The sequence below is a fragment of the Salinivibrio sp. IB643 genome (assembly GCF_001996105.1).
In the GTDB taxonomy this organism is placed as follows: Bacteria; Pseudomonadota; Gammaproteobacteria; order Enterobacterales; family Vibrionaceae; genus Salinivibrio; species Salinivibrio costicola.
In genome coordinates this window covers 15,499-41,938 of record NZ_MUFF01000024.1, presented here as the reverse complement: position 1 = coordinate 41,938, position 26,440 = coordinate 15,499, and the positions used below count along the sequence as shown (strand labels likewise).

The following is a 26,440-nucleotide window of genomic DNA, read 5'->3' as shown; positions in this document are numbered from 1 at the left end:
GTAAGCTGTTTGCGAGGCTGTCGTTTACTAGCGCTGTCATTTGCAAGCGCTATTGTTCGCAAAAGCGACGTATATTATGAGGATCAGCGTTGTGGTGTCATCGCGAGTGCATCGCGTAAATGTCCTTTGGCTTGCTCAAGGTGCTTTCTTGCTAAATGTGGATCCTGCCCGGTTAACACCATAAAAATGGCTACCTTAACCTCACCGTCGGCATGGGACAGAGCCTGAACCGCGGTCGCTTCATCACAACCTGTCGCTTCCATCACGATCAGGGTTGAGCGTGTCACCAGTTTTTGATTGGTGGCTTTTACATCGACCATTAAGTTTTGATAACACTTACCGATTTTGACCATGGCGGCAGTGGTTAATAGGTTTAGTACTAACTTTTGCGCGGTGCCAGACTTCATACGGGTTGAGCCGGTGAGCGCTTCTGGGCCGACCTCGGGCGTTATCGCGATATCAGCATACGCATTGATCGCGGCGTTGGGGTTACATGATAAGGCGATGGTGACAGCACCTTGTTGCTTAGCAAATTCAAGCGCGCCGACCACATACGGCGTTCGGCCACTGGCGGCAATACCGACGACAACATCTTTCGAACTGATGTGTTGGGCGTCTAGATCCGCGACACCTGCCTTTGGATCATCTTCCGCTCCCTCTTGGGCGATAAACATCGCTTTTTCGCCTCCGGCAATAAGGCCAATTACCTGTTCATGTCCGACCCCGAATGTAGGCGGGCACTCAACGGCATCTAATACACCCAGGCGTCCACTGGTGCCCGCGCCAATATAGATAAGCCGGCCTCCCGCGTTAAACCCGGTTACGATGTGGTCGACAGCGTCAGCGATAGCGGGAAGTTGTGATTGGACTGCAAGTGCGACGCCTTGGTCTTCGGCATTAATCATAGTCACCAAGCCAAGTGTATCTTGCTGATCGAGTCCGTAAGTGTGGGGATTACGCGTTTCGGATAATAAATGCTTGAGTTGTTCGACGCTGGGGGGTGTCATTGATATTCCTTAATAGGGTAGATAGATGGCACCTAAGCAACACGCTTGGCTGGCGCCGGTCACGGCAGGGACGTTGCCAGGCTGGTGGTTGAGTGTTTGTTTAGCAAGCCATGCAAAGGCAATGGCTTCCATATCGTCACAACGGATCCCGACTTCATCGGTTTGAGCGATTGCCCAGTTGGGCATGGCTTGTTGCAGCGCGAGCATTAACGTTTGATTATGTGCTCCCCCACCACAAACAAAGATGCGTCCGCGCTTTAGCGGTCGTATGGCTATGGCGATACTCTCAACGGTGAGTGCCAACAGTGTTGCTTGTACCTGATCGGGGGAGAGCGAAAACGCGAGCAACTGACGGTCGAGCCAGTCGAGGTTAAAATATTCTCGACCTGTGCTTTTGGGCGCAGGGCGAGAAAAGTAAGCGTCCGACAGTAGCCGGTGGAGCAGGGGCTGATAAGGCGCACAGCTTGCCGCCCATTCACCATCTCGATCATAGGCTTGATGACGATGTCGTTGTGTCCACGCATCCATTAGCATGTTACCGGGTCCGGTGTCGTAGCCATCTAAAGGATGATCAGGGCATATCATTGAGACATTGGCGATGCCGCCGATATTGACCACCGCAGTCGGTTGTTCGCTATCGGAAAAGTAATCGTTATGAAATGCGGGCACCAGTGGTGCACCCTGGCCACCATACGCCATATCTTTGCGACGAAAATCGGCAACAGTGGTGATACCGGTTCGAGCGGCAATCACATTGGCGTCGCCAAGTTGCATGGTAAACGGATAATCCCCACTTGGCTGGTGATACACCGTTTGTCCATGACACCCTATCGCGGCGACATGCTCAGGCAATAAGGCGGCGTGTTCGAGCAAGGTATTAATCGCCGCGGCATAACATTCGCCTAAGCGACGATCGAGCTCACCGAGGGTTGTCACTGACACAGGCTGACCTCGGCTTAACGTAATCACCGTGGCTTTGATGTCTTGCGGTATCGGATCACTGTGTCGCGCAATTGACTCGACCTGACCGGCTTGGGTAAACCTGACAGCGACGGCATCGATATTATCTAAACTGGTTCCTGACATGACACCAATATAGATATCGGCTCCAGAGTATGACATGTGGCTGTTCCTTGCATAATGACGACGGTACGATAGCAGTAATGCGCAATGGGTATACACAAACAGCGAGTATAAACAGATTGCGATATCTCGCAAAGTGCTTGATTATTCGTCTGTGATAAACGCAGGATGAAGGAGACATAATGGGACCCGTTTGGCTCGATGTGCACGCAGAGCAAATCGATAATGAAGAGAAAGAAATTCTCGCGCATCCGAGCGTCGGTGGCGTGATTTTGTTTGCCCGCAACTATTACGATTCCGCGCAGCTTCGCGCACTGACACAGGCTATTCGTGCGGCGGCAGGCCGAGATATCTTAATTGGTGTGGATCAAGAAGGCGGACGCGTTCAACGCTTTCGAGAGGCGTTTACGCCGATCCCGGCCGCACAGTCTTATCATGCACTTGGTGCAGCCACAGAGATGGCTGAGCAAGCCGGATGGTTGATGGCCGCCGAGTTAATTGCGCATGGGATTGATTTGAGCTTTGCACCTGTGCTTGATCGCGGCTTTGCGTGCGCTGCCATTAAAGATCGCGCGTTCGGTGAAGAACAACAGGTGGTGACGCAATACGCCAGCGCCTTTTCAATGGGTATGCGCCGTGCCGGCATGGCAACGACCGGGAAGCATTTTCCGGGGCATGGTGCTGTGTTAGAAGACTCTCATTTAGTCACCCCTGAAGATCCGCGTGATATTCTGCAGTCGTCTGATTTCGCTATTTTTAAAGCGTTTATTGAACAAGGCTTATTGGATGCGGTTATGCCTGCGCATGTGGTCTATCCGCAGCATGATACACAGCCTGCCAGTGGCTCACGCTATTGGCTAACTCATATTTTGCGTCAGCAACTTGGATTTAAAGGGATTATCTTCTCGGATGACTTAAGCATGGGTGGGGCGCATGTGTTTGGTGATGCCCCTTCTCGTGCTAAGGCAGCACTGGATGCAGGGTGTGATATGACGCTGATCTGCAATGATCGCGCAAGTGCGGTGTCGGTTTTAGATGCGTTACCGATTCAATCCGTGCCAATGGCAGATGCACTCCGCGTACGGACGCCGATTGATTGGCAGACACTCAAGCAAAACCCACTGTGGCAAACGACGCATGCCGTATTAACGGCGTTCAATACCCATTGGCGAACGATGCAAGCCTAACACCGTCTCGGTGATAAGTGGCAACAAAAAGGCAACGCCGACGCGTTGCCTTTTTTAATTTTGACGACAAACGTATCAACGCAGTTAGCGGTCATCACCGAAGTAGCTGTCCTCTTGCTGAGGTCGGTGCGCGCGTTTGCTTTGACGTTTTTTGCCTTTTTTACCGTGTGACATATCGTCATCAAAATCGTCGTGGTGGCGAGATTTAAACTTCTCTTTTTGTTGAGAGCCGTGTTTTAACCATTGATCCCACTGTGCCATGGTGGTGCTTTCCTAACGCTTGTTGATTTTTAAGGCTACGTGTAGCCGGATGATTAGGCAGTATGTTGTTGCCTAACAATTTTAAGATAGCCGAAAAATGCCCCACCGACTAGTGAAATTCGCCGCAAACGACCGTTTTTTTAACCGGCGTAAAGCTGACCGTTTGATTCTATTAACTGACTGATTAAATTGCTTTTATCGTTGCTCGTCAGCCAGATAAGGTGAAGAGGATGGGTAAGCGCTTGTACTTTATCAACTAAATGAAGTCGCTTGCTGTCTAGGTACTGTTGAATCGCCAAGGAAGGCAGAAATGCGATGCCGCCATGTGTGAGCAAATAGTTTAACGCTAGGTGGCACGACTGGGTATGTAACACCGGTGGGCGCTGTAACTGCGCTATTTGGCTTTGTGCACTCGCAAATTGTGTGCCCCAGTCAAGATAGATAAGCGGTAGCTCATCACTCTTATCCAGATGAAGATGAGCGACGTGGCTGACCAACTGTAATTGATAATTGCCAAGGTGATGAGACTGCAGCCCTTCAAGTTTTGGTAACTCTGACGTTAGGCCCGCGTCGATGCGCTTCTCAATTAAATGGCGAGCGAGTAATTGCCTTGGCGTTGATTCAGCACGGAGTAGCCAGTCGGTATGGTCTGCACCTATCTGATTTATCCATGCGCTTACGCCATCAAGCTCCCATAACATCGGTGACGCCCCAAATGTTAATTGGGTACTGGCGGCTTGTATGGCACTGACATCGTGTTGCGCACGTTGCCAAGTTTGCAGCATAGTTTCTGCATAGGGAAATAAACGCTCACCTGCTTCTGTGAGGCGAACATTATTGCGCTGACGAATAAACAGTGCGGTGCCTAACTGCGTTTCAAGTTGGCGAATACGAAAGCTGACTGCGGATTGGGTCAGATAAAGATTATCCGCCGCATGACCGAAATGGCGGGTCTTGCTGACTTCAATAAATGTACGCAGCAGTTGAATATCCAATACCTATATCCTCGTGACTGGCTTTTTAGTATCGAGATCAATAACGCGAAACATCGGTATCGTCAAGGAAGACGACACAGACGCTAGGTTGAACTATCGATAACTATCGGGCGGCGAGACGTTAAAGCATGAGATCCGCAAGTGTGAGCGGACGATCGGTTAATCCAAGACGCTGAGCAGGTGTGACGTGGGCGTGATCTTGCCAACACAAATTGTGCCAGGCACGGTAAATATCAAGTAACGGCAGTAACCCTCCAGGGCGTAAACGGCGTCGTGGTTCATTAACCAACAGTGCAAATTGCTGATGGAAGTGTTGTTGATATTTCTTCATCGCATCACAGCTTGCATGGGTTAACCAATAGGCTTCTCTGCCCTTATTTTGCCCATGATCGCAAATGGCTTTGCTCCCTGCACCGCTGCGCGTAAACGCCCAGCGATCGCGCCACCAACTGAGTAACACAATATCAATTTTTTCTGGCTCTGAGCCGGGTTGCCAATAAGGATCTTGCTCGACATAAACATGGCTAACCCGTTTGTCGCGAATATCGGCCTCGAAAACGGATAAACAAGCCGAGCGCAATAAGGGCTCCTGCGGAGAAAACACCACAATGTGTTGCCAATGATCAATAAAAGGCTTGAGGTTTAAATAATGGGCATAGGTGGTGTATTGAGGACGAATCAGCGTACCACGATTAGGGTAAATAAAGTGCAACGGCTGGGTGTAAGGGTCTTCCACATTTGAGCGTGAAAACACCTCTCGGTATTTTGCGTCAACGCGACCCAGTAAGCCGTCAGGGCGTGTTGTTGGCTCCGAGCGCTGGCCTGCATTGGTGGTCGCCATAAAGCGGCAAGCGTCTTGATACGGATCATGATGCTCGGCGAGATGGTCATGATCATACGAATGATAGTTGACATCTTGAAGCAAAATATAGCCGCTATGCGCCTCTCCGGTCGCTAGCCATTGTACGCCATTTTCGCTGTTAGGTTGCAGCGGTGCATGAACACTCGCGAGGTGGCCTGTTGAGGTATCAGATAAAAAGCGTGTGTCGTACGCGGCAAGTTTTTGTCGACAACGCGCAGCTATTTGATTCAGGTGATCATAAAAGGTCTTTGGGTTGAGAGAAAGCCGACGACAGATCTCTCGCACGGTATGGCCCGTGAAAAGGAAGGCCAGCAACTTTTGTTGCAGCTCACTCTTTTTGTTAATCCCAGACCAACGGTCGACAAAGGTACTTTGACAGCCTTTACACCGATAACGTTGTCTATCGCCGCTGTAGCCAAAGGCATGGTAACAGTGACGGTAGGTTAAGACTGGCTTACCTAAGTGCTCACAGGCGGGGTTGGTACAGGCACATAGTCCATCTGCATGGAGTTGACGTTGGGCTATCAACTCGGCATGAACTTGCTGGTTGTTGAGCAGAGGAGGAAACGCCCCGCATTCTCGGCATACTAGCGTTGGGCGTGCCGGATTAGAGCGCTGAACCAAATAATCTTGCTCATCCATTGACCCGAAGTTAGGACAGGTCAAGGTTTTACAAAAATTCAGCTGCAATTGACCGGCAGCGGGTGGCAATTTACCGCTTGGCACGTTTCCTCCAACCCACATTTACAGGTTGATCGCGGTCTCGAGCGAGACAGTCATCATTTCATTAAACGACTTTTGACGCTCATCTGAGCTCAGTGCTTCACCACGAATAATGTGGTCAGACACGGTCAGGATGGTGAGAGCACGCGCGTTTAGCTCTGCAGCGACACCGTAGATACCCGCTGCTTCCATATCAACGGCAAGAATGCCAAGTTTGTCCATTTTGTTGAACAGATCGGCTTCTGGGCTGTAAAAAAGATCCGCAGAGAATACGTTACCAACGCGCACAGAGACGTTTTGTTTACGCGCTTCACCAACGGCAGTTTCCATAAGATGGAAATCACAAATAGCGGCGAAGTCATGATCGGCAAAACGGGTGCGGTTTACTTTTGAGTCGGTGGAAGCGCCTTGTGCAACGATCACGTCCATCAGTTTGACATCATCTTTTACTGCGCCACAGCTGCCGACGCGAATGACGTTTTTAACACCGTAATCTTTGATCAGCTCATGGACGTAGATGGAGCACGATGGGATACCCATACCGTGACCCATTACCGATACTTTTTTGCCTTTGTAAGTGCCGGTGTAACCAAACATATTACGGACGTCAGTGACCAGTTCCGCGTTTTCTAGAAAGTTTTCGGCAATGTACTGCGCGCGCAGTGGATCACCTGGCATCAGGACTGTTTCAGCAAATGCGCCGTCTGCAGCGTTAATATGTGGGGTAGCCATAGTGTGCTCCAATTATCTAAAGTTACGAGAAAAGCGTTCGATCACGGCTTGATAAGCCATGCCGCCAAGGTAGATACCAACGATGCCCATGATCCCAGAAATCACCGGGGGAGCAGGCAAGGGTAACTTGATCGCGCTGAATAAAAAGCCAACAATGGCGCCAGCGACGACCGCAAGTAAAATTTCGTTCATTATAACCCTCAAACAACTCGTTAGATGCAGTTCAGCTCAATCCGGTACCGAATTTGCGACAGTCTTAGCTGTCTTTAATTATCGTTTCAGTCATACCGCTCGAGATGAGTCTAGTGTATGTAACCAGCCCATATATCCGCGCGATCTTGATCACAACTATATCCATGTTAACCCGTAAACCGGCCAATGATTACTAAATATGTTGATAGTGTCGGTGCAATCGCTTGCGTTGTAACCAAATAGGTCCGATTGGATGGTTTATTCGCGGATAAAAACGGGCAATAGACACAACACTGGCTGATATCTGTCTTTATTTTGCGCAAGATCAAAACAGTTTTAGTAACTGACGCCCTTATCATGATGGTGTGTTGATCCGGCTTTATCAATAGAGTTATGAATATGAATAATTCTCACTTCTATTCGTGACTTAGCGTTTTAATTGCGTTAGCATGCTGCCATCAATTTTTGCGAGGAAAGGGCTATGCAAGCTTTTCGTTCATTTTTCCAATTCATTCTTTTAACCGTTTCTTTGGTATTAAGTGGTCACGCTGCTGCAAAAACCATCCATCATGCCATGGGCACCGTTGAGATTGACGGTGTGCCGCAGCGTGTGGTTGTGCTTGGGCAAGGCAGCCTCGATGTGCTTGACCGCCTGGGGGTTGAACCTGTAGGCGTGGTGAAATCATTGATGCCAGATTACTTAGCAAAAACTTACCAAGATGATAAGTATGTGGCGGTAGGGACTGTTAAAGAGCCTGATTATGAGGCAATCTTTACGGCAAAACCGGATTTGATCATCGCAGAGGCGCGTATGGCGTCGCTGATGAGTGAATTAGAAGAAATTGCGCCAACCATTATGTTCCAAGCCGATTATGACCATTATTGGCAGAGTGTTCAGCAAAACTGGCGCATGCTGGGTAATGTCTTCGACAAACAAGAAAAAGTGGAAGCCATTATCGACCAGGTAAATACCAAAATTGCACAAACACATGAAAAAGCGGTGGCAGATAACTTCAACGCGCTTATGGTGATGAGCAACGGTAGTAAAGTGGCGATGTTTGGTGAGAAAAGCCGCTTTGGTCTGGTTTTTGACGAGCTGGGACTAAAACCTGCGAAAAGTGATGACGTAGAAGTGGCTGGATCTCACGGCAACCTGATTTCTTTTGAATACATTGCCGATGCCAATCCAGATGTGTTGCTGGTGCTTGATCGTGAGCAAGCGATTGGTGAGGGACAGGGAAAAGCTAAAGCGCGTTTCGATAATCCATTGGTGAATAAGACACCGGCGCACCAAAATCAACGTATCAGCTACTTAGATCCAACCGCTTGGTATATCACCATGGCTGGGATGACGGCGATGGATAAAATGATCGACGATGTCAATCGTGTACTTTAATCGTTTTTGATGACTCATCGCTTTCTTTATAGATTGCTTTTTTACAGATAAAAGTTGACCCGGGCTTCTCCCGGGTCTTTGTGGTTTCAGACCCAACGGTAGTCGTGTTGTGAAGTATCTTTCTATTCCTATCCTTATGGTGCTGGCGCTATTGTCGATATCTATCGGTGTCGCCCACGTTTCTTTGGATAGTTTGTGGGCCGGTGATTCAGAAGCCTGGACCATTTTTACCACCAGCCGTATTCCGCGCCTGCTGGCTATTTGTCTTGCCGGGGCTGGGTTGAGTGTGGCCGGCCTGATTATGCAGCAGATTTGTCAAAACCGCTTTGCCTCCCCAGATACCACGGGCACTATTGATTGTGCGCTGCTTGGCTATGTGGTTACGCTCGTGGTTTTTAGTGGTGCAAACCAATGGCTTGACCTGACCGTGATTGTCGGTACGGCGATGGCAGGTACTTGGCTATTTGTCCGTTTCTTACAGCGCCTCAAATTTAAAAATACCGTACTTGTTCCTTTGATCGGGATTATGTACGGCAACGTGGTTTCGTCTCTTACTCAGTTCCTGGCTTACAAATACGATTTGATTCAAACCTTACAAGCGTGGACGGTGGCCAATTTTTCATCGGTGTTGGCGGGGAATTATGAAATCTTGTTTGTTGCCATGCCTGTATGTGCCGTGGCCTATGCCTATGCGAGCCAATTTAGCGCCGCCAGTATTGGAGAAAGCTTCGCCAAGAATATTGGTTTGGATTATCAAAAAGTGGTGCTGTTTGGTGTCATGGTGGTTGCCTTGTTGTCGTCGGCCGTGGTGATGATCGTCGGTGTGATCCCTTTTCTTGGCCTGATTGTGCCGAATGTTGTCTCATTGTTCATGGGCGATAACATTAAGCGTAATTTGCCTTGGACCGCCTTTTGGGGGGTGGTACTGGTCTTAAGTTGCGATATTTTAGGCCGCGTAATTATCTTCCCTTATGAAGTCCCTATTGCCATGATTATTTCGATTTTGGGTGGCGTGGTCTTTATCTACTTAGTGATGAGGGATAAAGCCAATGCGTGATGGRCTCAAACTTTCTCTTGTTGCGGTAGGCGTTTTACTGGTCGCCGGTTATTTCTTAGGGCATGGCCTTACCGCGGATAATTATGCTTACTTTCTTTCTAGGCGTACACCGAAGGTGCTTTCGATTGCGCTGGCAGCGATCGCAATATCGGCCTCTTCATTAGTGTTTCAAACCATCACCAATAATCGAATATTGACGCCCTCAATTCTTGGCTTTGATAGTTTGTACGTCTTATTGCAGACCCTGTTACTGGTGATCTTCGGTTCAACCAGTCTGTTTTTGGTGAATGCCTATTTAAACTTTGCGGTGAGTGTGGCATTGATGACGGTGACGGCGAGCGTACTATTTACGCTTTATTTTCGTCGGCATCGCGCTAACGTCTATACCTTGCTGTTAATTGGTATCGTGCTCGGGAGTGTGTTTGGCAGTGTTAGCCAGTTTTTCACCTTATTAGTTGACCCCAGTGAATTTGCGGTACTTCAAGATGCCATGTTTGCCAGTTTCAACAATGCGAATCGCGATCTGGTGTATATCAGTGTGCCGGTGTTAGGGCTGTGTTTGTTGGCGCTTTACCGCTATGCCAATCAGCTGGATGTTTGCTTACTTGGTGAAGATAATGCCACCAGTTTAGGCGTCGATATGCGCGGACTCACACTGAAGGTGATGGTGATCATCGCCATCATGATTGCGGTATCGACGGCTTTGGTCGGGCCTGTATTGTTCTTTGGTTTGATTGTGGTCAGCCTTGCCCGGCAAATGTTTGTGAGCTATCAGCATCGTTTTTTGATTCTTGCGACCAGTGTGTTGGCAGTTTTTTTGTTGTTAACCGGTCAGTATGTTGTTGAGCAGTGGTTCGGGTTTGAAACCACTGTCAGTGTGATTATTAACTTTGTTGGTGGAAGCTACTTCTTGTACCTGCTAACGAAAAACAAGTTTTAACCATTATGATTGAATTAATTGGATTGTCGAAAGCCTACGGGCAAACCCAGGTGGTAAATCAGGCCAGTGCGTTGTTCCCGCCGGGTAAAGTGACCGCGATAATTGGTCCAAATGGTGCGGGGAAAAGTACGCTGCTCTCTATGGCGAGTCGACTCACTGACAGTGATGCAGGTGAAGTCTTGATTGGCGATAAACCGCTCAGTGAATGGAGCAATGAGGCATTAGCAAAAAGGCTGGCGGTGTTGCGGCAGGCGAATAATGTCAATATGCGCTTTCGTGTTCGTGAGCTCGTGGCATTTGGTCGTTTTCCCCACTCTAAAGGGCGACTGACTGCAGATGATGATACGGTGATTGATGAAGCGTTAGCTCAATTAGGGTTAACGGAGTTACAAGACCGCTTTATTGATCAATTAAGTGGGGGCCAACGGCAGATGGCATTCATCGCGATGGTGGTGGCACAAAACACCGATTATATCTTTCTCGATGAACCGCTTAATAATCTCGATATTCGTCACTCGGTGGCGATCATGAAGACGGTCAGAGACCTGGCACATCGATATAACAAGGCCGTGGTGGTCGTGATGCACGATATTAACTTTAGCGCTTGTTATGCGGACAATATGGTCGCGATGAAAGACGGCGAAGTGGTATCGAGCGGTCCCGTTGATGAGGTGGTGACCAAGCCAGTGATGGAGCGTATTTACGAGATTGAGTTTGAGGTTGAACAAATCAATGGTCAGCGTATTTGCCTCTATTATGGCGCGGCAACACCGGCGTTAGCTTTGGCACAGTAAACTGTATCCAGCCGCAAGAGCGGCTGGATACATCGTCACTAGTGTGATTTAGCGGTACTCGAGGTCTTGTTGCTGGTGGTCGGCGCTCGCGTCAGCCACCAGCTTGCCAATGAGCCGAGTGTCACCATCGCCACGCCTTGCCAGAAGGAGAGCGTCAGCTCGGTCGACAAGAGAATCGCTGATAAAAACGTTGATAGGATCGGGATAAAATAAGACAAGGTTGCTAAGAACACCAAATTGCCCTTAAGAATACCAAGGTTCCACAGCCCGTAACCTCCTCCCATTGCCACACCGGCCACGAGCACATAAACTGCCTCCGACCAAGAACCGGAAAGCGCAGGCGCATCAGAGAGTGCAAAACCGACCCAGAGTGTGATGGCCGTTGCTATAAAGAACCACGTGATGCCGTTTTTTCCCTGCGCACTCATGCGGGTCAGATTACAATATATGGCCCAAATGATGGCGCCACTGAAAGCCAGAATATAGCTCAATGGGTTTGAGTGAATATTGGCGACTAAATGATGCCAAGAAACCCCCTGTTTGCCGCCGACTGTCCAGATAACGCCTAAAAACGCGATCATTAAGGCAGGATAAAGCCAAAGGCTGACTTTTTGGCGAGTAATAAGCACGGAAAAGAAGACGGTTAAGCACGGCCACAAATAGTTAATGACGCCCATTTCGATCGCTTGTGTGCGCGTATTAGCCCATGCTAGGGATAACGACAAGCATAATTCGTAGACCACGAATAACACGCCGCCGACAATTAAGTAGCGACGTGGAAAATCGCTGAGTTTGGGCGTACCGACAAAAACCACTAAGCAGAGAGCCGCGATAGTATAAATGGCGGCAGCGCCACCTACAGGGCCAAGTAATTCGGTCACGTGGCGGATCAATGCGACATTGCTGCTCCACAGTAGGATTGCACCACACCCTGCAAGCGTGTATTGATTCATAACAGGCAGTCCAAGCAAAAAGCTTAAATTGCCTATCTTTTCGGCGTCTCGCAACCCTATTCAGCGTCTTTTTGTTTGTTCGATACTTTGTTGGCAAGCAAGGTATCAAGTGACGTGGGATAGTCGATTAAAAACCCTTGCACATAATGAATGCCGATCTCTTGTACGCGCGCGAGTTTTTCTTCATCAGACACCCACTCCGCGACAGTTTTATACCCCATGGTGTCACAGATACTGACGATAGATTCGAGGATCACTCGGTCAATGTCGTTTTCGTTATCGGTGAGGTTGGCAACGAACTGGCCATCCACTTTCACGACATCAACGTTGAAGAGTTTCAAGTAATGGAAAGAACATAGGCCGGCGCCAAAATCATCTAGTGCGATGTTAGCCCCATAGGCGCGTAACTCATCGATAAATGAAACGGCGGTATTTAAGTGACTAATTAAGGCTGATTCTGTGATCTCGAAGCACAAGCGCTCAGCGGGAAAGACAGATGAGGCTAACAGGGCTTTCAAATGTGTTTGGAACTTGGGATCGCTGATTGAGTGCGCGGATAGGTTGAGATTAAATTTAAGGCCAGAGTCGGCCAATTCTTGGGCGCGAGTATTGAGCACATAGTTGGCCACCCACGCATCAATGTCACGAATGTAACCAAAGGCCTCTGCGGCGGGGATAAATTGCCCCGGATTCATGATATTGCCATCCGTGTCAATCATCCGCACTAATAGCTCATACCAGTGTTCAATGGTTGCTCCTTTCGCGGGAGCGACTTGTTGACCATATAGGGTAAATCGATCCTCAGCCAATGCGCGGGTAATTTTTCCGACCATTTGCATATCGTTGTGGCGGCCTTGGGCGAAGCCTGATATATCGTTATAGTCGACGATTTGTCCACGGCCCGCTGACTTCGCTTCATACATGGCAACGTCAGCGCGGCTCATTAAGTCGGACAGAGTTAAGGGGTCATAACCGATATTGACTAAGCCGACACTAGCACTGATGGTGAAAATCCGCTCTTCATAAGAAAAAGAGAGATTCTCGAGGCGACTGATTAAATCGGCAATTGTCTGTTTGGCATCCCGCATATTGCAGTGTGTGAGGAGGACTGCAAATTCGTCGCCGCCGAGTCGTGCAACGGTGTCATCACTGCGAACATTATCAGCCAATGCTCGAGACACTTGGCAGAGAACATCGTCGCCCGCATGGTGGCCGACAGAATCGTTGATGATTTTGAACAGGTCGAGATCGACAAAGGCAAGTACCGACGGGGTATCGTCATGGTGTTGTGTAAGGTGCTTTTCCATGATGGTTTCAAAGGCCCGGCGGTTCGGTAAATGTGTCAGTGGATCGTGGTTAGCGTTGTAGTCGAGTTGCGCCATTAACGCATGTTCTTCAGACACATCACGTAAAATATACACATAGCCTTTATGACTGGTTAACGGCGATACTGCCACGGAGACATAGACGCGATCCCCATTAGCTAACACAAGCTGATAGGCATCTTTTATCTGTGTTTCAAAAAAGGTCGCGGTTTGGTTGTTATGTAAACTCGAGAGCAGCACGCGCTGTTGTTGACGATATAGTTGGAAAATGTCGTCGATGGTTTGTCCAAGGGGTCGATCATCCTCATTGAGAGTCAGTCGCTGTGCCGTATGGTTGAGATAGGCCAAATGACCTTGGTCGTCGGTGGTGATTACGGCATCGTTGATGGAATTCATCACTACGTTTAATTGTTCGCGCTCTTGGGCAAGGGTTTGGTTGAGTTCATTGATTTCAGTATTGTCCCAGTTGGCGCCAATCAATCGTATGGTATTGCCGCTATTATCGATTTGTACACTGGCAAGGGCACGCAGGTAACGCGTTCGACCGTGAGTATCGAGAATCCGGAATTGGGTATCGATACGTTGTTGATATTTTAGGGCTTTGCCGAGTATGCGCTTGACCCTATCGGCATCATCTGGATGTAGGCGATGTTGCCAAGTCACCAATGTTTCTTTACCGTCAGAGACGGGCATATCGTAGAGCGCATACATCTGCGCATCCCATTCGAGCGTAACGTCTGCGACGTTGTACTCCCAAATACCAATGTTAGCCGCTTTGGTCGCGGCTCCAAGGCGGCGGCGTAAGGTATCGGTTTGTTGGTTGGCTAGGTGCTGTTCGGTGACATCGATTACCGTACTGAGTACGGTTTCTCTCTCTTCACCGGTTTGTCGCGCCGACGCTTGCCGTAGATATCGGTAATCGCCCTGATCATTTTGAAAGCGAAATACTTCGATCATACGATCAGTACGCTCTTCAACCAGCAGGCGCATGGCTTGCTCCCAACCGTGTAAATCGTCAGGATGGATTCGGGCGATCCAGGCTTGGTAGGTTTGGATGCTATTTGCACTGATCCCCAATAGTGGCGCTGACCAACCTGAAAACAGAATAACGCCAGTATGAACATTCAATTCAAATACGGCGAGTTTGTTGATATCTAAAGCAAAACGCCAACGTTCTAGCCAGCGTTTTTGCTCTCTCTGTGCCGCTTTCAGTGCATTAATGTCTTCGACTTGGCTGATGAGATGCGTCACATGGCCGGCATGTTTGTCACGGACCGCAGTGACAGAGAGCCTTCCCCATACCTGCTCCCCATCCGCGCGCAGGAAGCGCTTCTCCAGCCGTTTATTATCGGTATGACCCATGATCAGTTCATTAAAATAGTCTTTTAATGCCGCTTGATCGTGCTCGCGGGTAAAAATAGAAACATGGGAGCCAAGCAATACACGCGGTTCACAGGCAAAAAACTGCGCAAGGCTCGCGTTAGCGTCTTGAACGATGCCGCGAGGGTCGAGTATGGCCATACCAATAAGGGAGTTATGCATTGCTTGGGTTAATAACGCATGTTGCTCCAGATGATGCTTTTGATGACGTCGATAGCTATATGCGAATTGTGTCATTATCACCCCGACCATCATGGCGGCACCAGCCATCGCCATGCGAGACAGTGAGGCTTTTTGATCCGCTTCTACTTGAAATGTCAGTGCACCGAGGGCGGATAAAATGTCAAAGCTTAGTAATGTTAACGCGATACAGCCTAAGCCGATCAGGCGGTTTTGCAGTGTTGCCGCCAACAAAAACAGCGCTGTTAGCGCCAAAAACGGGTGAGGTGAAAGATATAACAACAGGCTGATTGCACTGATCGCGGCCAAGCACAGGGCTATCAAGGCGATCCAAAACGTGCTCGATTTCGCAAGTCGATCATTAGGTCGTTCGCTGAGGTTCTCTTTGATGACTAACAAGAGAGGAAATAGGGCGACAAAACCGACAAACTCGCTAATAAACCACCGCAGTAGCAAGTAATCGAACGGTTGATGGGTTCCTATTGACTGAACACTGGCACCGAGTGTCGCACCAAATAGAGAGCTGATGATAAGCGTGGGCGCCAAACCTCGAATAAAGGGCCACATACTCTCGAACGGGTTACCGTAACGTTTGCGCATTAATCGGTAAATGGTGCAACCTAATCCGGCGGTTGAAGTGTTGACAGCCGCCATGCTGGCACTGAGTGAAGCAGGAATCCCCATCATGGTATCGGCATAAAAAACGCCGGTGAAAAAGCCTGCGGCTGCGACAAGCCTCACGTAGCCTGAAAAGCAGCTAAACCCGAATGCGCCGGCAGCCGAGACGTACCAAATCACGGCGAATTGTTCGCTTTCTGGCAGCACCGCTAATGAGAACCATACCAGCGAAAAGCTCATCGTGACTAAAATAAAAAAGGCCTGAATCGATTGGCGAATTCGTCGATGGAGGATCATGGTTCTCTCATTAATAACAATAATCTAGGGAGAGCTTAGCGCATTTTGCGTGGGATTTAATCACGTTTGTGGTAATTATCATACAAAGACACTCTCGATGTTTATGAGTCGCATTTATTTTTGTATCGCAACTGCGTCGCAACAGTTAATCCCCAAGATGTTAGACATACGGCTTTAGTCTAAATTTGATCGTGTTCACCGCGATGACCCAAAAAATATGGCATCTGTAATGGACCAAGGCTGAAAGTCTCTCGGTATTAGCAGGTGTCTGTAACCGTTAGGTTTTTAGCGTACTGAGTATGCTAATCCGTTCTAAAGATAAGGATTATAGGTGGAAAATGACAAGGATCGTAGTGGATAACAAAATGGGATTTTGGGTTGCATTTGGCGTCGTTTGTGCGCTGTCTATATTTGGAGGATGGGTTGTAGTATCGGCGCAATTTACATGGGTTGTGTTGATATTGGCCTGTCAAGCTGTGGGCATAGGTCTTGCCGTAAAGCTCTATCTGTTCCCGCGACACGAGCAAGAATCTGTAGTTGAAAACGCTACACTAGACATTCCTACTGAAACCGTTGGACGATTAGCAACGCGTGCCACAATGAACGCGATGACGGCCGCAGAAGTCTCGCATCGCTCTGACATTTTAACGGGTCGTTTGACAGAGCAGTTTTCTGCGGTGGTAGAGATTACCGATAAAGCGCAACATATTGAGCAAACTCTTTCGCGTGCTTGCCAAGTCGAGACTGAATCGGTTGAGCAAGTGACTCGTATGCGGGATCTTAGTCAGCAGGGTGTAAATGAACTGACCGCATCCATTGCTGAGATGCGAGATATTAACCAAAAAACCGCCGAAACGGTTGCGCGAATTGAAGCTCTGGACGCCAACGTCAATAAAGTCAGTGCCGTCGCACAAGTTATTGATGATATCGCCGAACAAACAAACTTGCTGGCATTAAATGCCGCAATAGAAGCCGCTCGAGCTGGTGAGCAGGGGCGTGGTTTTGCGGTGGTGGCTGATGAAGTACGACAGCTTGCGCAGCGGACTTCACAGAGCACRAGTGAAGTCGCGACAATCATAAAACACATTATGGCAGAGTCGAGTAATGTGATGGCACATATTCAAGCCTTGTCATCCGATGTCGAGTCAGGCACTGAAAATGTTGAGCGTGTCGGGCACATTTTAACCGAGCTTTCTTCGGGAGCCGATCAGGTTGAAGAAGCGGTAAAAGAGATAGCCCATGGGTCATCACAGAATAGCGCCAGTTTAGAACAAATTGCATCGGCGCTGGTACAGGTCCGATCTGGACTTGAAATCAGTGATGAGCAAGTCACGGTCTTGAGTAAAGAAGCCGAGGGATTAATGGATACCGCAGAAAAAACCAATGCGGTTTTTGCTGAGCTCTCCGATGCTAGCCCTCATCAGCGTTTTTTCAAAGCGGCGAGTGTATGTCGAGATCGGATTGAAGCGGCTTTTGAACAGGCCCTTGCGAAGGGCGAGATTAGTCCTTCCGATTTGTTTGACCGCCACTATCAACCCATTGCCAATACGCATCCACAAAAATACACCACCCGTTTCGATACGTTTTGTGATCGATTATTACCGCCGATTCAAGAGCCTATTTTGGACATCGATGACAATATTGTTTACGTGATAGCCAATGACACGAACGGTTATGTTCCCACGCATAATCAACGTTTTTGTCAGCCATTAACCGGTGATTATGCGCAAGATATCACCGGTAACCGGACTAAACGCTTATTTGATGACCGTACAGGTAGGCGTTGTGGGCAACATACTGATACCATGCTGCTGCAAACCTATAAGCGCGATACCGGTGAAGTCATGCATGACCTTTCTGTCCCGCTCTTTGTTGCAGGTAAACATTGGGGCGCAGTGAGAATGGGATACTACCCACCGGTATCAGCAGAATGAGCGAAAAGGAGTAGCAATGAATCCAGTTGCGATTGTAACCGGGGCAAGTGGCGGCATTGGCCGCGAGACGGCGAAGTTATTGGCACAGCGTGGTTATGCCATTTGCATCAACTATTTGAGCAACAGTGAATCTGCTTTTGCGCTTGTTGATGAACTTCAAGCGATTGGAGTAAACGCGATCGCCGTTCAGGCCGATGTGTCGAGTGAAGAAGGTGTCAAGCGGTTGTTCAGTGAAGCGGATAACCGCTTAGGGAATATCACCGCATTGGTGAATAATGCCGGTATCATGTTGCCGCAATCGTCTGTCAGCGGTATGGATGCGGAGCGGATCAACGCGATGTTTCAAGCCAATGTTACCAGTGCCTTTTTGTGCTGCCGAGAGGCGGTGCATCGCATGGCGCAATCTCGTGGTGGTAACGGCGGCGCTATCGTTAATGTTTCCTCCGCAGCGGTTAAAACCGGATCACCCAATGAATACGTTGATTATGCCGCGACCAAAGCCGCATTAGACACACTGACTATGGGGCTAGCGAAAGAAGTGGGCCGTGAAGGGATTCGTGTCAACGCAGTGCGCCCAGGTCCAATTGATACCAATATGCATGCGGCAGGAGGAGAGCCTGATCGTGTCGCGCGTGTGGCTGATAATATCCCGCTTGGTCGTGGGGGGTCGACGCTGGAAGTAGCAGAAATGATTGCTTGGCTGCTGTCAGATAATGCATCTTATTCGACGGGTAGTTTATTTGATGTTGCTGGTGGCATGTAGTCTGCCGTATTTCGATGCTATCACCGCGCGTTATGTCGCGCGGTGGTAATCTATATCGTAACGACCGTTGTTTGGCACCCTGCTATGAGCGGTTAAAAGCCGATACTGGTACCGACACTCACGGAGCTCGTTTCGGCATCGCCGCGATCGGCATAGGTGAGCTCAAAGTTCATTTTAGGTCCGACAGTCGGTTGTAACTCAAAGCCAACCGTGCCGCTGGCGCCCCAACCGATGTCTTTATCCGTCCCAAATTCGGTTTGATAGTAGTTTCCCCCACCACGCAGATAGACACTGCCGATCGTCATAGGGAAGTTAACTTGTACGCCAACGGGAATATAGGTGGACGTCAACGTTGTTTCTGTACCATTGGCGTTATCAAAGTCGGCACTAGTTTCACCATACCCTGAATACAGGCTGGTATAATCGGTCAGCCGCCACGTGCCATTCACTTCCCAGGTGTGACCTGTCTCTGTTTGAGAACCGTATTTAACATCGGTAACACTGGCGCTAGCGCCGATACTGAGTGGCGATGTTTGGGCCTGTGCTGCTGTGGCGAGTAACATGCCCGCACAAAGCGTAGCAAGCGATAAGCGTTTGGTCATAATAACAATCCTTTTGGCCGAGATTCGCCTGACGTGTCTTCTCATTATAAAACGGTAACGGCGAGCAGACACCAAGCTTGAGTAATATTTGCGCTGTAGCGCTAGGTCATATTAAAGAATCTGCGCAATCGATTTTAACTCCCCGCTAGCAGTGCTATTGTATTGCCCCTTGTGTACCAGCATGACGCCATGCGTGTTTGTTTCTCAAAGGGCTTTAAACATGAAATTTGCAGTTCTCGATCAAGCGATTTACGACCACCTTTACCGTGATATTGAAGCCTTTCGAATCACGTTTGACTTGCCTTGTAACGATCCAACCTCATTAGACGACAAAGCAGATGATCTTCATACGGCATTGGCGGTTGAGGAGATGACCGAACTGGCTGAGGCTGACTCACTGGTTGAACAAGTTGATGCTATCGTCGACAGTGTTTATGTCCTCATGGGACGCGCCGTACAGATGGGGTCGCGCGGGTATCGTGATCAACTTGAAGTCAGTTATATGATTGATATTTTAATGCAAATTGCTAATCGACTCGGGATCGATTTCATAACCTGTTGGGACGAAGTGCATAGCAGTAATATGAGTAAAGTTTGCCGCGATGCGCAGGCTTTCGCGGACACCCAAGCCTACTATGAGAAAAAAGGCATTGAGGTTGTGGCAAGCCCCAAAGATGACGGGATTATTGCCAAATGCGCAACAGATGTGACGGTTGACGGTAAATTGATTCGTCAAGGTAAGGTCATGAAGTCCGTGTACTATCGCCCAGCTGATCTTGCAAAATGTGTAATGGCTGAATTGGCTTAAATTCACGCGATATACGCTAGCATAACGCCGCTTTTTCTATAAAAAGCGGCGTTTTTTCGTCATGGGCTCAGAGCTCATTTATCACACGCCTACTTAAATTGAGTAAAAGCTCTCCATTGAGCTTATTGTGCAGGCGTGTCATTAAAGTCTTGCAAAAGTGTCTTTTTTTCTTACAAAGATTGCTTCTCATTTCATCTATAATTTTGCCTTTAGTCCTGATTTGGGTCTAAGTTAAAAGCTTGTGAGTCCTCTAAAGTAGGCAGCACATTTTTTAGTGTAACAGCTCTATGTGTTGAAAGCCTTACGTGGAGCGCCTCACGCTTTCGTTATAAATCTAGGGAGAACATCGTGGAACATCCTTTCTCACTTGAAGGTAAAGTCGGCATTGTGGCGGGCCTGGCGAATGAAAATAGCATTGCCTTTGGCTGCGCCCAAGCGTTACACCAAGCAGGCGCAGACGTACTGGTGACGTATGGGTCACCGAAGGCAGAGCGCTTTGTCACCCCCCTGAAGCCGTCAATGGGGGATCCTGAAATGATGTTGTGTGATGTGCAAGATGACCACCAATTGGATGCGCTATTTGCGCGTGCCAAAGAAAAATGGGGGCGGATTGATTTTGTTGTTCACTCGATCGCGTTTGCGCCGTTAGATGATTTACACGGTCGGGTGGTGGATTGCTCTCGAGAAGGCTTTTCGCTCGCGATGGATATTTCCTGCCACTCGTTCATTCGCATGGCTAAGCGGGCAGAGCCTCTTATGTCAGCTGGGGGCACATTATTTAACATGTCGTACTATGGCGCAGAAAAAGTCGTGGATAATTACAACTTGATGGGACCGGTTAAAGCCGCACTCGAATCGACCACGCGCTATCTCGCCGCTGAACTTGGGCCGCAAGGTATCCGTGTTCATGCCATTTCTCCAGGCCCAATTCGTACGCGTGCCGCCTCTGGATTAAAAGAATTTGAAGCGTTGGCGGTAGACGGTGAAACGCGATCGCCGCTACGTCGACTGGCAAGGGTACAGGATGTGGGGAATGCGGTTGTTTATCTTACCGCTGATGCAGGGCGTGTACTGACAGGGCTAACGCACTACGTCGACGCCGGTCATCATCTTCGTTTTTAAATCAGCGTATTTTTCGACGTTATAGACGATTAAGGAGCTTACTATGACAGGGACACATAACGAGGAGGTCATCGAGAATAAGACGTACGATGAAATTTCAATCGGTGATGAGGCGTTTTTAGAAAAACGTTTAACCATGGAGGACATTAAGCTTTTTGCGATAATGTCCGGTGATGTCAATCCTGCTCATGTGGATGATGACTTTGCCAAAAGCAGCCGTTTCCAAGAGATTATTGCCCATGGCATGTGGGGCGGCGCATTGATATCAACGGTGCTCGGTACCAAGTTACCCGGGCCTGGGACGGTTTATGTAGGCCAAACGTTGGCCTTTAAAGCACCGGTCATGCTTGGAGATGTACTTCGAGTAATCGTACGTGTCGACCAAATGGACGATAAACGCCATCATATTGTGTTTGCCTGTCGCTGCGAAAATCAACGCGGCGATACCGTCATCGAAGGCGAAGCACGCGTATTAGCTCCCACTAAAAAAGTAAGCCGTCAACGGACAGTCATGCCAGAAGTGCGCTTGTCTGAGCGCGGGCAGTTACACGCGATTCTTACCGCAGCGGATCATCCCGATCCCATGCATACGGCGGTTGTCCACCCCGTTGATGACAGTTCTATTCGTGGCGCGGTTGCGTCGGCAAAACAGCAACTAACCATTCCAACGCTAGTGGGGCCAAGAGATAAAATTCTCGCCGCTGCAGATACCGCCGAAGTGGATATTCAGGACTTCGAAATTGTCGATACTCCGCATAGTCACGCGGCTGCAGAGCGCGCCGTGCAAATGGCACGAGCGGGTCAAATTGAAGCATTAATGAAAGGCGCGTTGCATACTGACGAATTGTTGCACGAGGTTGTCAAACGTGAGGGAGGATTGCGTACTGAACGTTGTTTAAGCCATGTAATGGCATTCGATGTTCCGACCTATCCAAGACCGTTATTTATTACCGATGCTGCGATCAATATTTACCCAGGGCTCGCGCAAAAGCGCGATATCATTCAAAACGCGATTGAGCTGGCGCATGCGATCGGGAACCCCCATCCGCGGGTGGCCATATTATCAGCCGTTGAAACGATTAATCCGAAGTTGAATGCGACGATTGATGCTGCCGCGCTGTGCAAAATGGCTGAACGCGGTCAGATCACGGGTGGGGTCCTTGATGGCCCACTGGCCTTTGATAGTGCCGTTTCTGAGGACTCGCGTGCAACAAAAGGTATTGAGTCGCCAGTGGCAGGGCGTGCTGATATCTTGATGGCTCCCGACCTAGAAGCGGCCAATATGCTGATGAAACAACTCAGCTATCTTGCCGATGCCAAAGGCGCCGGTGTCGTGGTGGGCGCAAGAGTGCCCATTATGTTAACCAGTCGAGCCGATGACGCTTTAACGCGAATAGCGTCAAGCGCGCTAGCGTTATTACTGGCGGACTATCAACGAAAATCGCTCGATAAGTCGCGTGTCTAGTGGATGATGAAAAATATACTCGTAATCAATAGTGGTTCGTCGAGCCTAAAGTTTGCGTTGTTCGACGCTGGCGCAATGTCTAATTCTGACAACACGGATCAGCAAGTGTGTGTATTTCGGGGGCAGTTCTCTGGACTAGGGACAGAACGAACCGCGGTGATCATGCATGCCGGGAATCATGCCTATGCCACTGCTCCGGCTGAGGCCAACGATCATCAGGCGGCTATTATGTCGTTACTCGATTGGTTAGGGCAGCATAATGTGCTCGAACGCCTCATTGCGGTCGGACATCGTGTGGTTCATGGGGGGATGCACTATGATTGTGCCACCCGCCTGGACCCGGATAAAGTGACGCTACTGGACGCATTGACGTCTTTGGCGCCATTGCATCAACCTTATAGCCTCGCACCCATTCGAGCGCTAGACGAGCGATTGCCAGGTACGCCTCAAATTGCCTGCTTCGATACCGCCTTTCATGCGAAGCAGCCTCTAGAGGCTCGCCAATTTGCGTTGCCTTATGCGATGTACGATCGCGGCTTTCAACGGTACGGTTTTCATGGGCTTTCCTATGATTATATTTGCCGTTGCTTACCTTCCATGATTCCTAATTATGATCCCCAAGCACGTGTGATTGTGGCCCACTTGGGTAACGGTGCCAGCTTATGTGCGATCCAAGCAGGACAGAGTATTGCATCGACCATGGGGTTTACAGCGCTAGAAGGGTTACCCATGGGGACGCGCAGTGGCGCAATTGATGCCGGATTGGTTTTACACCTCATCGGTGAAGAAGGAATGACGGTCGCTGAGGTGAGCAAACTCCTTTACAAGGAGTCTGGCCTGTTAGGCTTGTCTGGGATCAGCAGTGATATGCAAACATTATTACGTAGTGATAAACCCAGAGCCCAGCAGGCGATCGACCATTATTGTTATCGTATCGCCCGAGAGATCGGGAGTTTGACTGCCGCCTTGGGAGGACTCGATCATTTGGTGTTTACGGCGGGTGTTGGCGAGCATGCAGCACCCGTACGAGACAGTGTCGTGCGCCAATGTGGTTGGCTTGGCATCAGGTTAGATGCATCGGCGAATCAACTGAACCAAATCTGTATCTCAGCCGCTGACAGTGAGGTGGGCGTTTGGGTGATCCCGACCGATGAAGAACGCGTGATCGCGATGGATTGCCTTGATTTATTGCGTTGACACTAGGCTATTCAGAGGCAAGAAAACGATTTTCTCAATCTTGTTCTTCTTACGCGTGATGCTGCAGTCGAAAAGGGAATGCTCGAAAAAGCTAAAAATGTGATATCCCGTACAAAGTTATCTCTTTCAGTCTACGACTGGGCGTGACATGCGTATCCTTAGCGCCAATAAAGGATGTAAGGATAGCACTATGATGCGCGGGTTTTGGGTGGGGTTATTGATACTCAGCCTAACAGGATGTGCACAAAAGCTGAGACGGCCGTTTGATATAAAAAATCTTGCGAAATCAGATATGGATTTGATTACCGATATTCATATCGCCGAAATTCGTCAGATCACCGAACGACTATTGATCAAACTCTATAAACGTAACCCCAGAGAGCTAAAAAAAGTGCCCGGAATGACCATCGACCAACGCGTTCACCAGCTAATCGCGGAGCAGCGTCCCCATAGTGGATTCCGTGAGCTGGGTGGAATGGACGGCATTGCATTGTTGCCGCTGGCATTTTCTACTGAGTTCGAGGGTGATCGTGTATTCGCACTGATGGCCGGTGTCACTGGGATGATAAGCGCTAGCTACAATCACCAGACTGAGTTCTTCTTACTCGATGATATTGATCAGCAAAAGCTTTACAACTGTGCACGTAATCTTGAAAAAATTGCGTGGCTGTTAAATAACCGTCGTGATGATCAAGGTCATTTGCTGTTGCTCAGTAACGGCATGAATGCAAATGGTGTCCCCAATTATAGTTATGAGCGCTTACTGAGTCAGATTATCTTGATCCAAGATATGATGGCACTGATGGTGGCGGACAGTACCAATCGTAATATCAATCAAGTGGTACACAGTATGGCCTCTATGACCTTTTTCCCGATTTGAACGCCACCGCTACAGGCCTACCACGCAATGGTGTTGCCTTGATAATCTAAAAAGTGTCCGCTTTGGCTGTCGGTGAGTGTATCGAGAACTTGCTTGAGCCCTTGCGCCGAGATGTCGGGGGTAATCAGCGCATTAGGACCGCCCATTTGGGTTTGTACCCAGCCAGGGTGTAGGGCGACGGTGCGAATCCCTTTTGGTCGTAAATCAATTGATAAGCTTTTGACGACTGCGTTTAGAGCGGCTTTGGAGCTTCTGTAGATATAACCCCCTCCTGATTGATTATCGCTCATACTCCCCACCTTTGATGAGATGAAGGCGAAAATAGGGGTATGTCCGCTATTGTTGGCAAGCGTGAGATGTGGGATAAACGACTCAGCCATGACTAGTGGCGCGATGGTATTGACCGCTAACACCTCTCGCCACGCCTCTGTGTCCGTTTCTCCTAGCTGATAGCCTTTGGGACCATATTGACCGGCATTATTGATTAGTAAGTGAATGGGCGTGTCACTGAGGTTTGATGCAAGTTGTTGCACTGCGGCGTGGTCTGTCACGTCCAAAGCCTGTATTGTCAGTGAGGCATAATGATTTTTTAGCGTCATTAAATGCGGCGCGGAACTCGGAAAGCGGCAACAAGCAATAACACGCCAGCCATGTTCAAGATACCGCTCGGTAAGGGCTAAGCCGATTCCGCGATTCGCGCCAGTGATAAGAAGTGTCGGGATCATAAAACGCTCAATGTTGTAGATGGAGATCACGTCATTATATGACTAATCCACCATCAACTTTAAGTGTTTGACCTGTGATAAAGCTCGCGTTGTCGCTGGCAAGAAAACTGATCGCATTCGCGATGTCTTGTGCGGTACCCATTCGCCCTAGTGGTGTCTTCCCTTTCATCATGTCGATGACTTTATCTGGTAAGTTGGCGGTCATAGGCGTTTCGATAAATCCAGGTGCGACACAGTTGGCGCGAATTTGTGCGCCATGACGAGCGAGCTCTTTTGACCAGGTTTTTGTCATTGCGATGACACCTCCTTTTGATGCGGCATAGTTGGTTTGGCCAATATTGCCATCGGTACCGACCACTGACGATAAACTGACAATCGCGCCATACTCTTGAGCGAGCATCAGCGGTGCTATCGCCTGTGTCATGGTAAATACCCCTTTAAGATTCACATCAATGACAGCATCCCAATCCTCTTCGCTCATTTTGGTTAGCAAATTATCACGCGTGATCCCTGCGTTGTTAACGAGCACATCGATGGCTGCGTTGTGTTGGTGCAACGTCTGCACCCAGCTGGCGACAGCGTCTCTGTGGCAGACATCGAGCGCCACGGGTTTTATTACGGCATGGTTTTGCCAGTCTTGCATGTTATCTACAGTCCGGTCTAGCGCGTAAACGGTGTGTGCTCCCTGTTCGACAAATGTCTCGACGATGGAACGGCCAATACCTTGAGCGGCTCCTGTAATGACACAGTGTTTACCGGTCAGCATAGTTTTTCTCCTTGTTGTATTGATCAATAGGTTCTTGGGCAGTTGGTCATCTAAGCCTTTGCTTCTTCTCGCAACGTTGCGCCACTGAAAGATCAGCGTGCAACAACTGGGCCAAAGGCAAGTGTCTTAAGCATACATTGTGATATCAATCTGAGGAGAAATAGGCTAAAATTTAATCAAGATGTCACCTAGTTTA

General features: G+C 49.0%; 24 protein-coding genes. 12 read left to right on the top strand and 12 right to left on the bottom strand.

The features are described 5' to 3' along the window. Positions 1–83: 83 nt before the first annotated feature. Together murQ and BZG77_RS10935 are read right to left on the bottom strand one after the other, a co-directional pair. A complete protein-coding gene (murQ, locus tag BZG77_RS10940) occupies positions 84–1,007 on the bottom strand; it encodes an N-acetylmuramic acid 6-phosphate etherase (protein ID WP_077647267.1) in 924 nt (307 codons plus the stop codon). Positions 1,008–1,016: 9 nt separating this feature from the next. Continuing rightward, positions 1,017–2,129, bottom strand: a complete 1,113-nt coding sequence (locus BZG77_RS10935) for an anhydro-N-acetylmuramic acid kinase (protein WP_077647266.1) — start codon at positions 2,127–2,129, stop codon at positions 1,017–1,019. A 143-nt stretch (positions 2,130–2,272) separates the two neighbouring features. On the opposite strand from BZG77_RS10935, the gene nagZ reads away from it, so the two are divergent. Continuing rightward, positions 2,273–3,277: a beta-N-acetylhexosaminidase gene (nagZ, locus tag BZG77_RS10930; protein ID WP_077647265.1), complete on the top strand. Its 1,005-nt coding sequence runs from the start codon at positions 2,273–2,275 to the stop codon at positions 3,275–3,277. An 84-nt stretch (positions 3,278–3,361) separates the two neighbouring features. On the opposite strand, the gene BZG77_RS14845 is transcribed toward nagZ, so the two are convergent. From BZG77_RS14845 to BZG77_RS10910, 5 genes are all read right to left on the bottom strand, one after another. Continuing rightward, positions 3,362–3,538: a hypothetical protein gene (locus tag BZG77_RS14845; protein WP_158009955.1), complete on the bottom strand. Its 177-nt coding sequence runs from the start codon at positions 3,536–3,538 to the stop codon at positions 3,362–3,364. 140 nt (positions 3,539–3,678) lie between these two features. Then, on the bottom strand, positions 3,679–4,533 hold the full coding sequence (gene hdfR / locus BZG77_RS10925; protein ID WP_077647264.1) for an HTH-type transcriptional regulator HdfR: 855 nt from the start codon (positions 4,531–4,533) through the stop codon (positions 3,679–3,681). 121 nt (positions 4,534–4,654) lie between these two features. Then, on the bottom strand, positions 4,655–6,121 hold the full coding sequence (locus BZG77_RS10920) for a lactate dehydrogenase (RefSeq protein WP_077647276.1): 1,467 nt from the start codon (positions 6,119–6,121) through the stop codon (positions 4,655–4,657). An 18-nt stretch (positions 6,122–6,139) separates the two neighbouring features. Further along, positions 6,140–6,850: a purine-nucleoside phosphorylase gene (deoD, locus tag BZG77_RS10915; RefSeq protein WP_077460852.1), complete on the bottom strand. Its 711-nt coding sequence runs from the start codon at positions 6,848–6,850 to the stop codon at positions 6,140–6,142. A gap of 12 nt (positions 6,851–6,862) precedes the next feature. After that, positions 6,863–7,042 carry a XapX domain-containing protein gene (locus BZG77_RS10910; RefSeq protein ID WP_077647263.1) on the bottom strand — a complete coding sequence of 60 codons (180 nt, stop codon included), beginning with the start codon at positions 7,040–7,042 and terminating at the stop codon, positions 6,863–6,865. A 481-nt stretch (positions 7,043–7,523) separates the two neighbouring features. Here BZG77_RS10910 and BZG77_RS10905 point away from each other — a divergent pair, with 481 nt between their 5' ends. The 4 genes from BZG77_RS10905 to BZG77_RS10890 all read left to right on the top strand — a co-directional run bounded on the left by BZG77_RS10905 (position 7,524) and on the right by BZG77_RS10890 (position 11,229). Further along, entirely contained in the window at positions 7,524–8,438 is a 915-nt protein-coding gene (locus BZG77_RS10905) for a siderophore ABC transporter substrate-binding protein (protein WP_021023773.1), read from the top strand. 136 nt (positions 8,439–8,574) lie between these two features. Further along, complete coding sequence (locus BZG77_RS10900; RefSeq protein WP_025744503.1) at positions 8,575–9,495, top strand: ABC transporter permease; 921 nt, start codon at positions 8,575–8,577, stop codon at positions 9,493–9,495. After that, a complete protein-coding gene (locus BZG77_RS10895; RefSeq protein ID WP_021023771.1) occupies positions 9,488–10,435 on the top strand; it encodes an iron chelate uptake ABC transporter family permease subunit in 948 nt (315 codons plus the stop codon). Before BZG77_RS10900 ends, BZG77_RS10895 begins: the two co-directional genes overlap by 8 nt. A gap of 5 nt (positions 10,436–10,440) precedes the next feature. Continuing rightward, on the top strand, positions 10,441–11,229 hold the full coding sequence (locus BZG77_RS10890; RefSeq protein ID WP_077460853.1) for an iron ABC transporter ATP-binding protein: 789 nt from the start codon (positions 10,441–10,443) through the stop codon (positions 11,227–11,229). A 38-nt stretch (positions 11,230–11,267) separates the two neighbouring features. Here BZG77_RS10890 and yddG read toward each other — a convergent pair whose 3' ends face one another. Then, positions 11,268–12,182: an aromatic amino acid DMT transporter YddG gene (gene yddG, locus BZG77_RS10885; RefSeq protein ID WP_077647262.1), complete on the bottom strand. Its 915-nt coding sequence runs from the start codon at positions 12,180–12,182 to the stop codon at positions 11,268–11,270. Positions 12,183–12,238: 56 nt separating this feature from the next. Continuing rightward, the gene (locus BZG77_RS10880) at positions 12,239–15,982 is read right to left on the bottom strand and encodes an EAL domain-containing protein (protein WP_077647261.1); all 3,744 of its coding nucleotides are present in this window, start codon (positions 15,980–15,982) and stop codon (positions 12,239–12,241) included. Positions 15,983–16,320: 338 nt separating this feature from the next. On the opposite strand from BZG77_RS10880, the gene BZG77_RS10875 reads away from it, so the two are divergent. Continuing rightward, complete coding sequence (locus BZG77_RS10875; RefSeq protein WP_274532602.1) at positions 16,321–17,916, top strand: methyl-accepting chemotaxis protein; 1,596 nt, start codon at positions 16,321–16,323, stop codon at positions 17,914–17,916. A gap of 16 nt (positions 17,917–17,932) precedes the next feature. After that, positions 17,933–18,679: an SDR family oxidoreductase gene (locus tag BZG77_RS10870; protein ID WP_021023766.1), complete on the top strand. Its 747-nt coding sequence runs from the start codon at positions 17,933–17,935 to the stop codon at positions 18,677–18,679. A gap of 92 nt (positions 18,680–18,771) precedes the next feature. Here the strand turns inward: BZG77_RS10870 and BZG77_RS10865 are convergent, their stop codons facing one another. Continuing rightward, positions 18,772–19,281 carry an outer membrane beta-barrel protein gene (locus tag BZG77_RS10865; protein ID WP_021023765.1) on the bottom strand — a complete coding sequence of 170 codons (510 nt, stop codon included), beginning with the start codon at positions 19,279–19,281 and terminating at the stop codon, positions 18,772–18,774. Between the two features lie 220 nt (positions 19,282–19,501). Here BZG77_RS10865 and BZG77_RS10860 point away from each other — a divergent pair, with 220 nt between their 5' ends. From BZG77_RS10860 to BZG77_RS10840, 5 genes are all read left to right on the top strand, one after another. Then, the gene (locus tag BZG77_RS10860) at positions 19,502–20,089 is read left to right on the top strand and encodes a nucleoside triphosphate pyrophosphohydrolase family protein (protein WP_077647259.1); all 588 of its coding nucleotides are present in this window, start codon (positions 19,502–19,504) and stop codon (positions 20,087–20,089) included. 348 nt (positions 20,090–20,437) lie between these two features. Next, positions 20,438–21,211 (top strand): enoyl-ACP reductase FabI, encoded by a 774-nt coding sequence (fabI, locus tag BZG77_RS10855; protein ID WP_077647258.1) that lies wholly within the window; start codon positions 20,438–20,440, stop codon positions 21,209–21,211. A gap of 43 nt (positions 21,212–21,254) precedes the next feature. Then, the gene (locus tag BZG77_RS10850) at positions 21,255–22,676 is read left to right on the top strand and encodes a bifunctional enoyl-CoA hydratase/phosphate acetyltransferase (RefSeq protein WP_077647257.1); all 1,422 of its coding nucleotides are present in this window, start codon (positions 21,255–21,257) and stop codon (positions 22,674–22,676) included. A gap of 3 nt (positions 22,677–22,679) precedes the next feature. Continuing rightward, the gene (locus BZG77_RS10845; protein ID WP_077647256.1) at positions 22,680–23,873 is read left to right on the top strand and encodes an acetate/propionate family kinase; all 1,194 of its coding nucleotides are present in this window, start codon (positions 22,680–22,682) and stop codon (positions 23,871–23,873) included. Between the two features lie 190 nt (positions 23,874–24,063). Further along, positions 24,064–24,753 (top strand): hypothetical protein, encoded by a 690-nt coding sequence (locus tag BZG77_RS10840; protein ID WP_077647255.1) that lies wholly within the window; start codon positions 24,064–24,066, stop codon positions 24,751–24,753. Between the two features lie 17 nt (positions 24,754–24,770). On the opposite strand, the gene BZG77_RS10835 is transcribed toward BZG77_RS10840, so the two are convergent. Both BZG77_RS10835 and fabG read right to left on the bottom strand, forming a co-directional pair. Continuing rightward, complete coding sequence (locus tag BZG77_RS10835) at positions 24,771–25,478, bottom strand: SDR family oxidoreductase (protein WP_077647254.1); 708 nt, start codon at positions 25,476–25,478, stop codon at positions 24,771–24,773. Positions 25,479–25,512: 34 nt separating this feature from the next. Beyond that, on the bottom strand, positions 25,513–26,244 hold the full coding sequence (gene fabG, locus BZG77_RS10830) for a 3-oxoacyl-ACP reductase FabG (RefSeq protein WP_077647253.1): 732 nt from the start codon (positions 26,242–26,244) through the stop codon (positions 25,513–25,515). Positions 26,245–26,440: the final 196 nt, after the last annotated feature.

What these genes read in the sequence shown, in the direction of transcription:
- BZG77_RS10835 (WP_077647254.1), bottom strand. Translation starts at nt 25,478, where the DNA reads ATGATCCCGACACTTCTTATCACTGGCGCGAATCGCGGAATCGGCTTA.
- BZG77_RS10880 (WP_077647261.1), bottom strand. Translation starts at nt 15,982, where the DNA reads ATGATCCTCCATCGACGAATTCGCCAATCGATTCAGGCCTTTTTTATT.
- BZG77_RS10935 (WP_077647266.1), bottom strand. Translation starts at nt 2,129, where the DNA reads ATGTCATACTCTGGAGCCGATATCTATATTGGTGTCATGTCAGGAACC.
- BZG77_RS14845 (WP_158009955.1), bottom strand. Translation starts at nt 3,538, where the DNA reads ATGGCACAGTGGGATCAATGGTTAAAACACGGCTCTCAACAAAAAGAG.
- BZG77_RS10845 (WP_077647256.1), top strand. Translation starts at nt 22,680, where the DNA reads ATGATGAAAAATATACTCGTAATCAATAGTGGTTCGTCGAGCCTAAAG.
- deoD (WP_077460852.1), bottom strand. Translation starts at nt 6,850, where the DNA reads ATGGCTACCCCACATATTAACGCTGCAGACGGCGCATTTGCTGAAACA.
- nagZ (WP_077647265.1), top strand. Translation starts at nt 2,273, where the DNA reads ATGGGACCCGTTTGGCTCGATGTGCACGCAGAGCAAATCGATAATGAA.
- BZG77_RS10865 (WP_021023765.1), bottom strand. Translation starts at nt 19,281, where the DNA reads ATGACCAAACGCTTATCGCTTGCTACGCTTTGTGCGGGCATGTTACTC.
- BZG77_RS10850 (WP_077647257.1), top strand. Translation starts at nt 21,255, where the DNA reads ATGACAGGGACACATAACGAGGAGGTCATCGAGAATAAGACGTACGAT.
- murQ (WP_077647267.1), bottom strand. Translation starts at nt 1,007, where the DNA reads ATGACACCCCCCAGCGTCGAACAACTCAAGCATTTATTATCCGAAACG.
- BZG77_RS10890 (WP_077460853.1), top strand. Translation starts at nt 10,441, where the DNA reads ATGATTGAATTAATTGGATTGTCGAAAGCCTACGGGCAAACCCAGGTG.
- BZG77_RS10905 (WP_021023773.1), top strand. Translation starts at nt 7,524, where the DNA reads ATGCAAGCTTTTCGTTCATTTTTCCAATTCATTCTTTTAACCGTTTCT.
- BZG77_RS10900 (WP_025744503.1), top strand. Translation starts at nt 8,575, where the DNA reads ATGGTGCTGGCGCTATTGTCGATATCTATCGGTGTCGCCCACGTTTCT.
- BZG77_RS10910 (WP_077647263.1), bottom strand. Translation starts at nt 7,042, where the DNA reads ATGAACGAAATTTTACTTGCGGTCGTCGCTGGCGCCATTGTTGGCTTT.
- BZG77_RS10860 (WP_077647259.1), top strand. Translation starts at nt 19,502, where the DNA reads ATGAAATTTGCAGTTCTCGATCAAGCGATTTACGACCACCTTTACCGT.
- BZG77_RS10840 (WP_077647255.1), top strand. Translation starts at nt 24,064, where the DNA reads ATGATGCGCGGGTTTTGGGTGGGGTTATTGATACTCAGCCTAACAGGA.
- yddG (WP_077647262.1), bottom strand. Translation starts at nt 12,182, where the DNA reads ATGAATCAATACACGCTTGCAGGGTGTGGTGCAATCCTACTGTGGAGC.
- BZG77_RS10870 (WP_021023766.1), top strand. Translation starts at nt 17,933, where the DNA reads ATGAATCCAGTTGCGATTGTAACCGGGGCAAGTGGCGGCATTGGCCGC.
- fabG (WP_077647253.1), bottom strand. Translation starts at nt 26,244, where the DNA reads ATGCTGACCGGTAAACACTGTGTCATTACAGGAGCCGCTCAAGGTATT.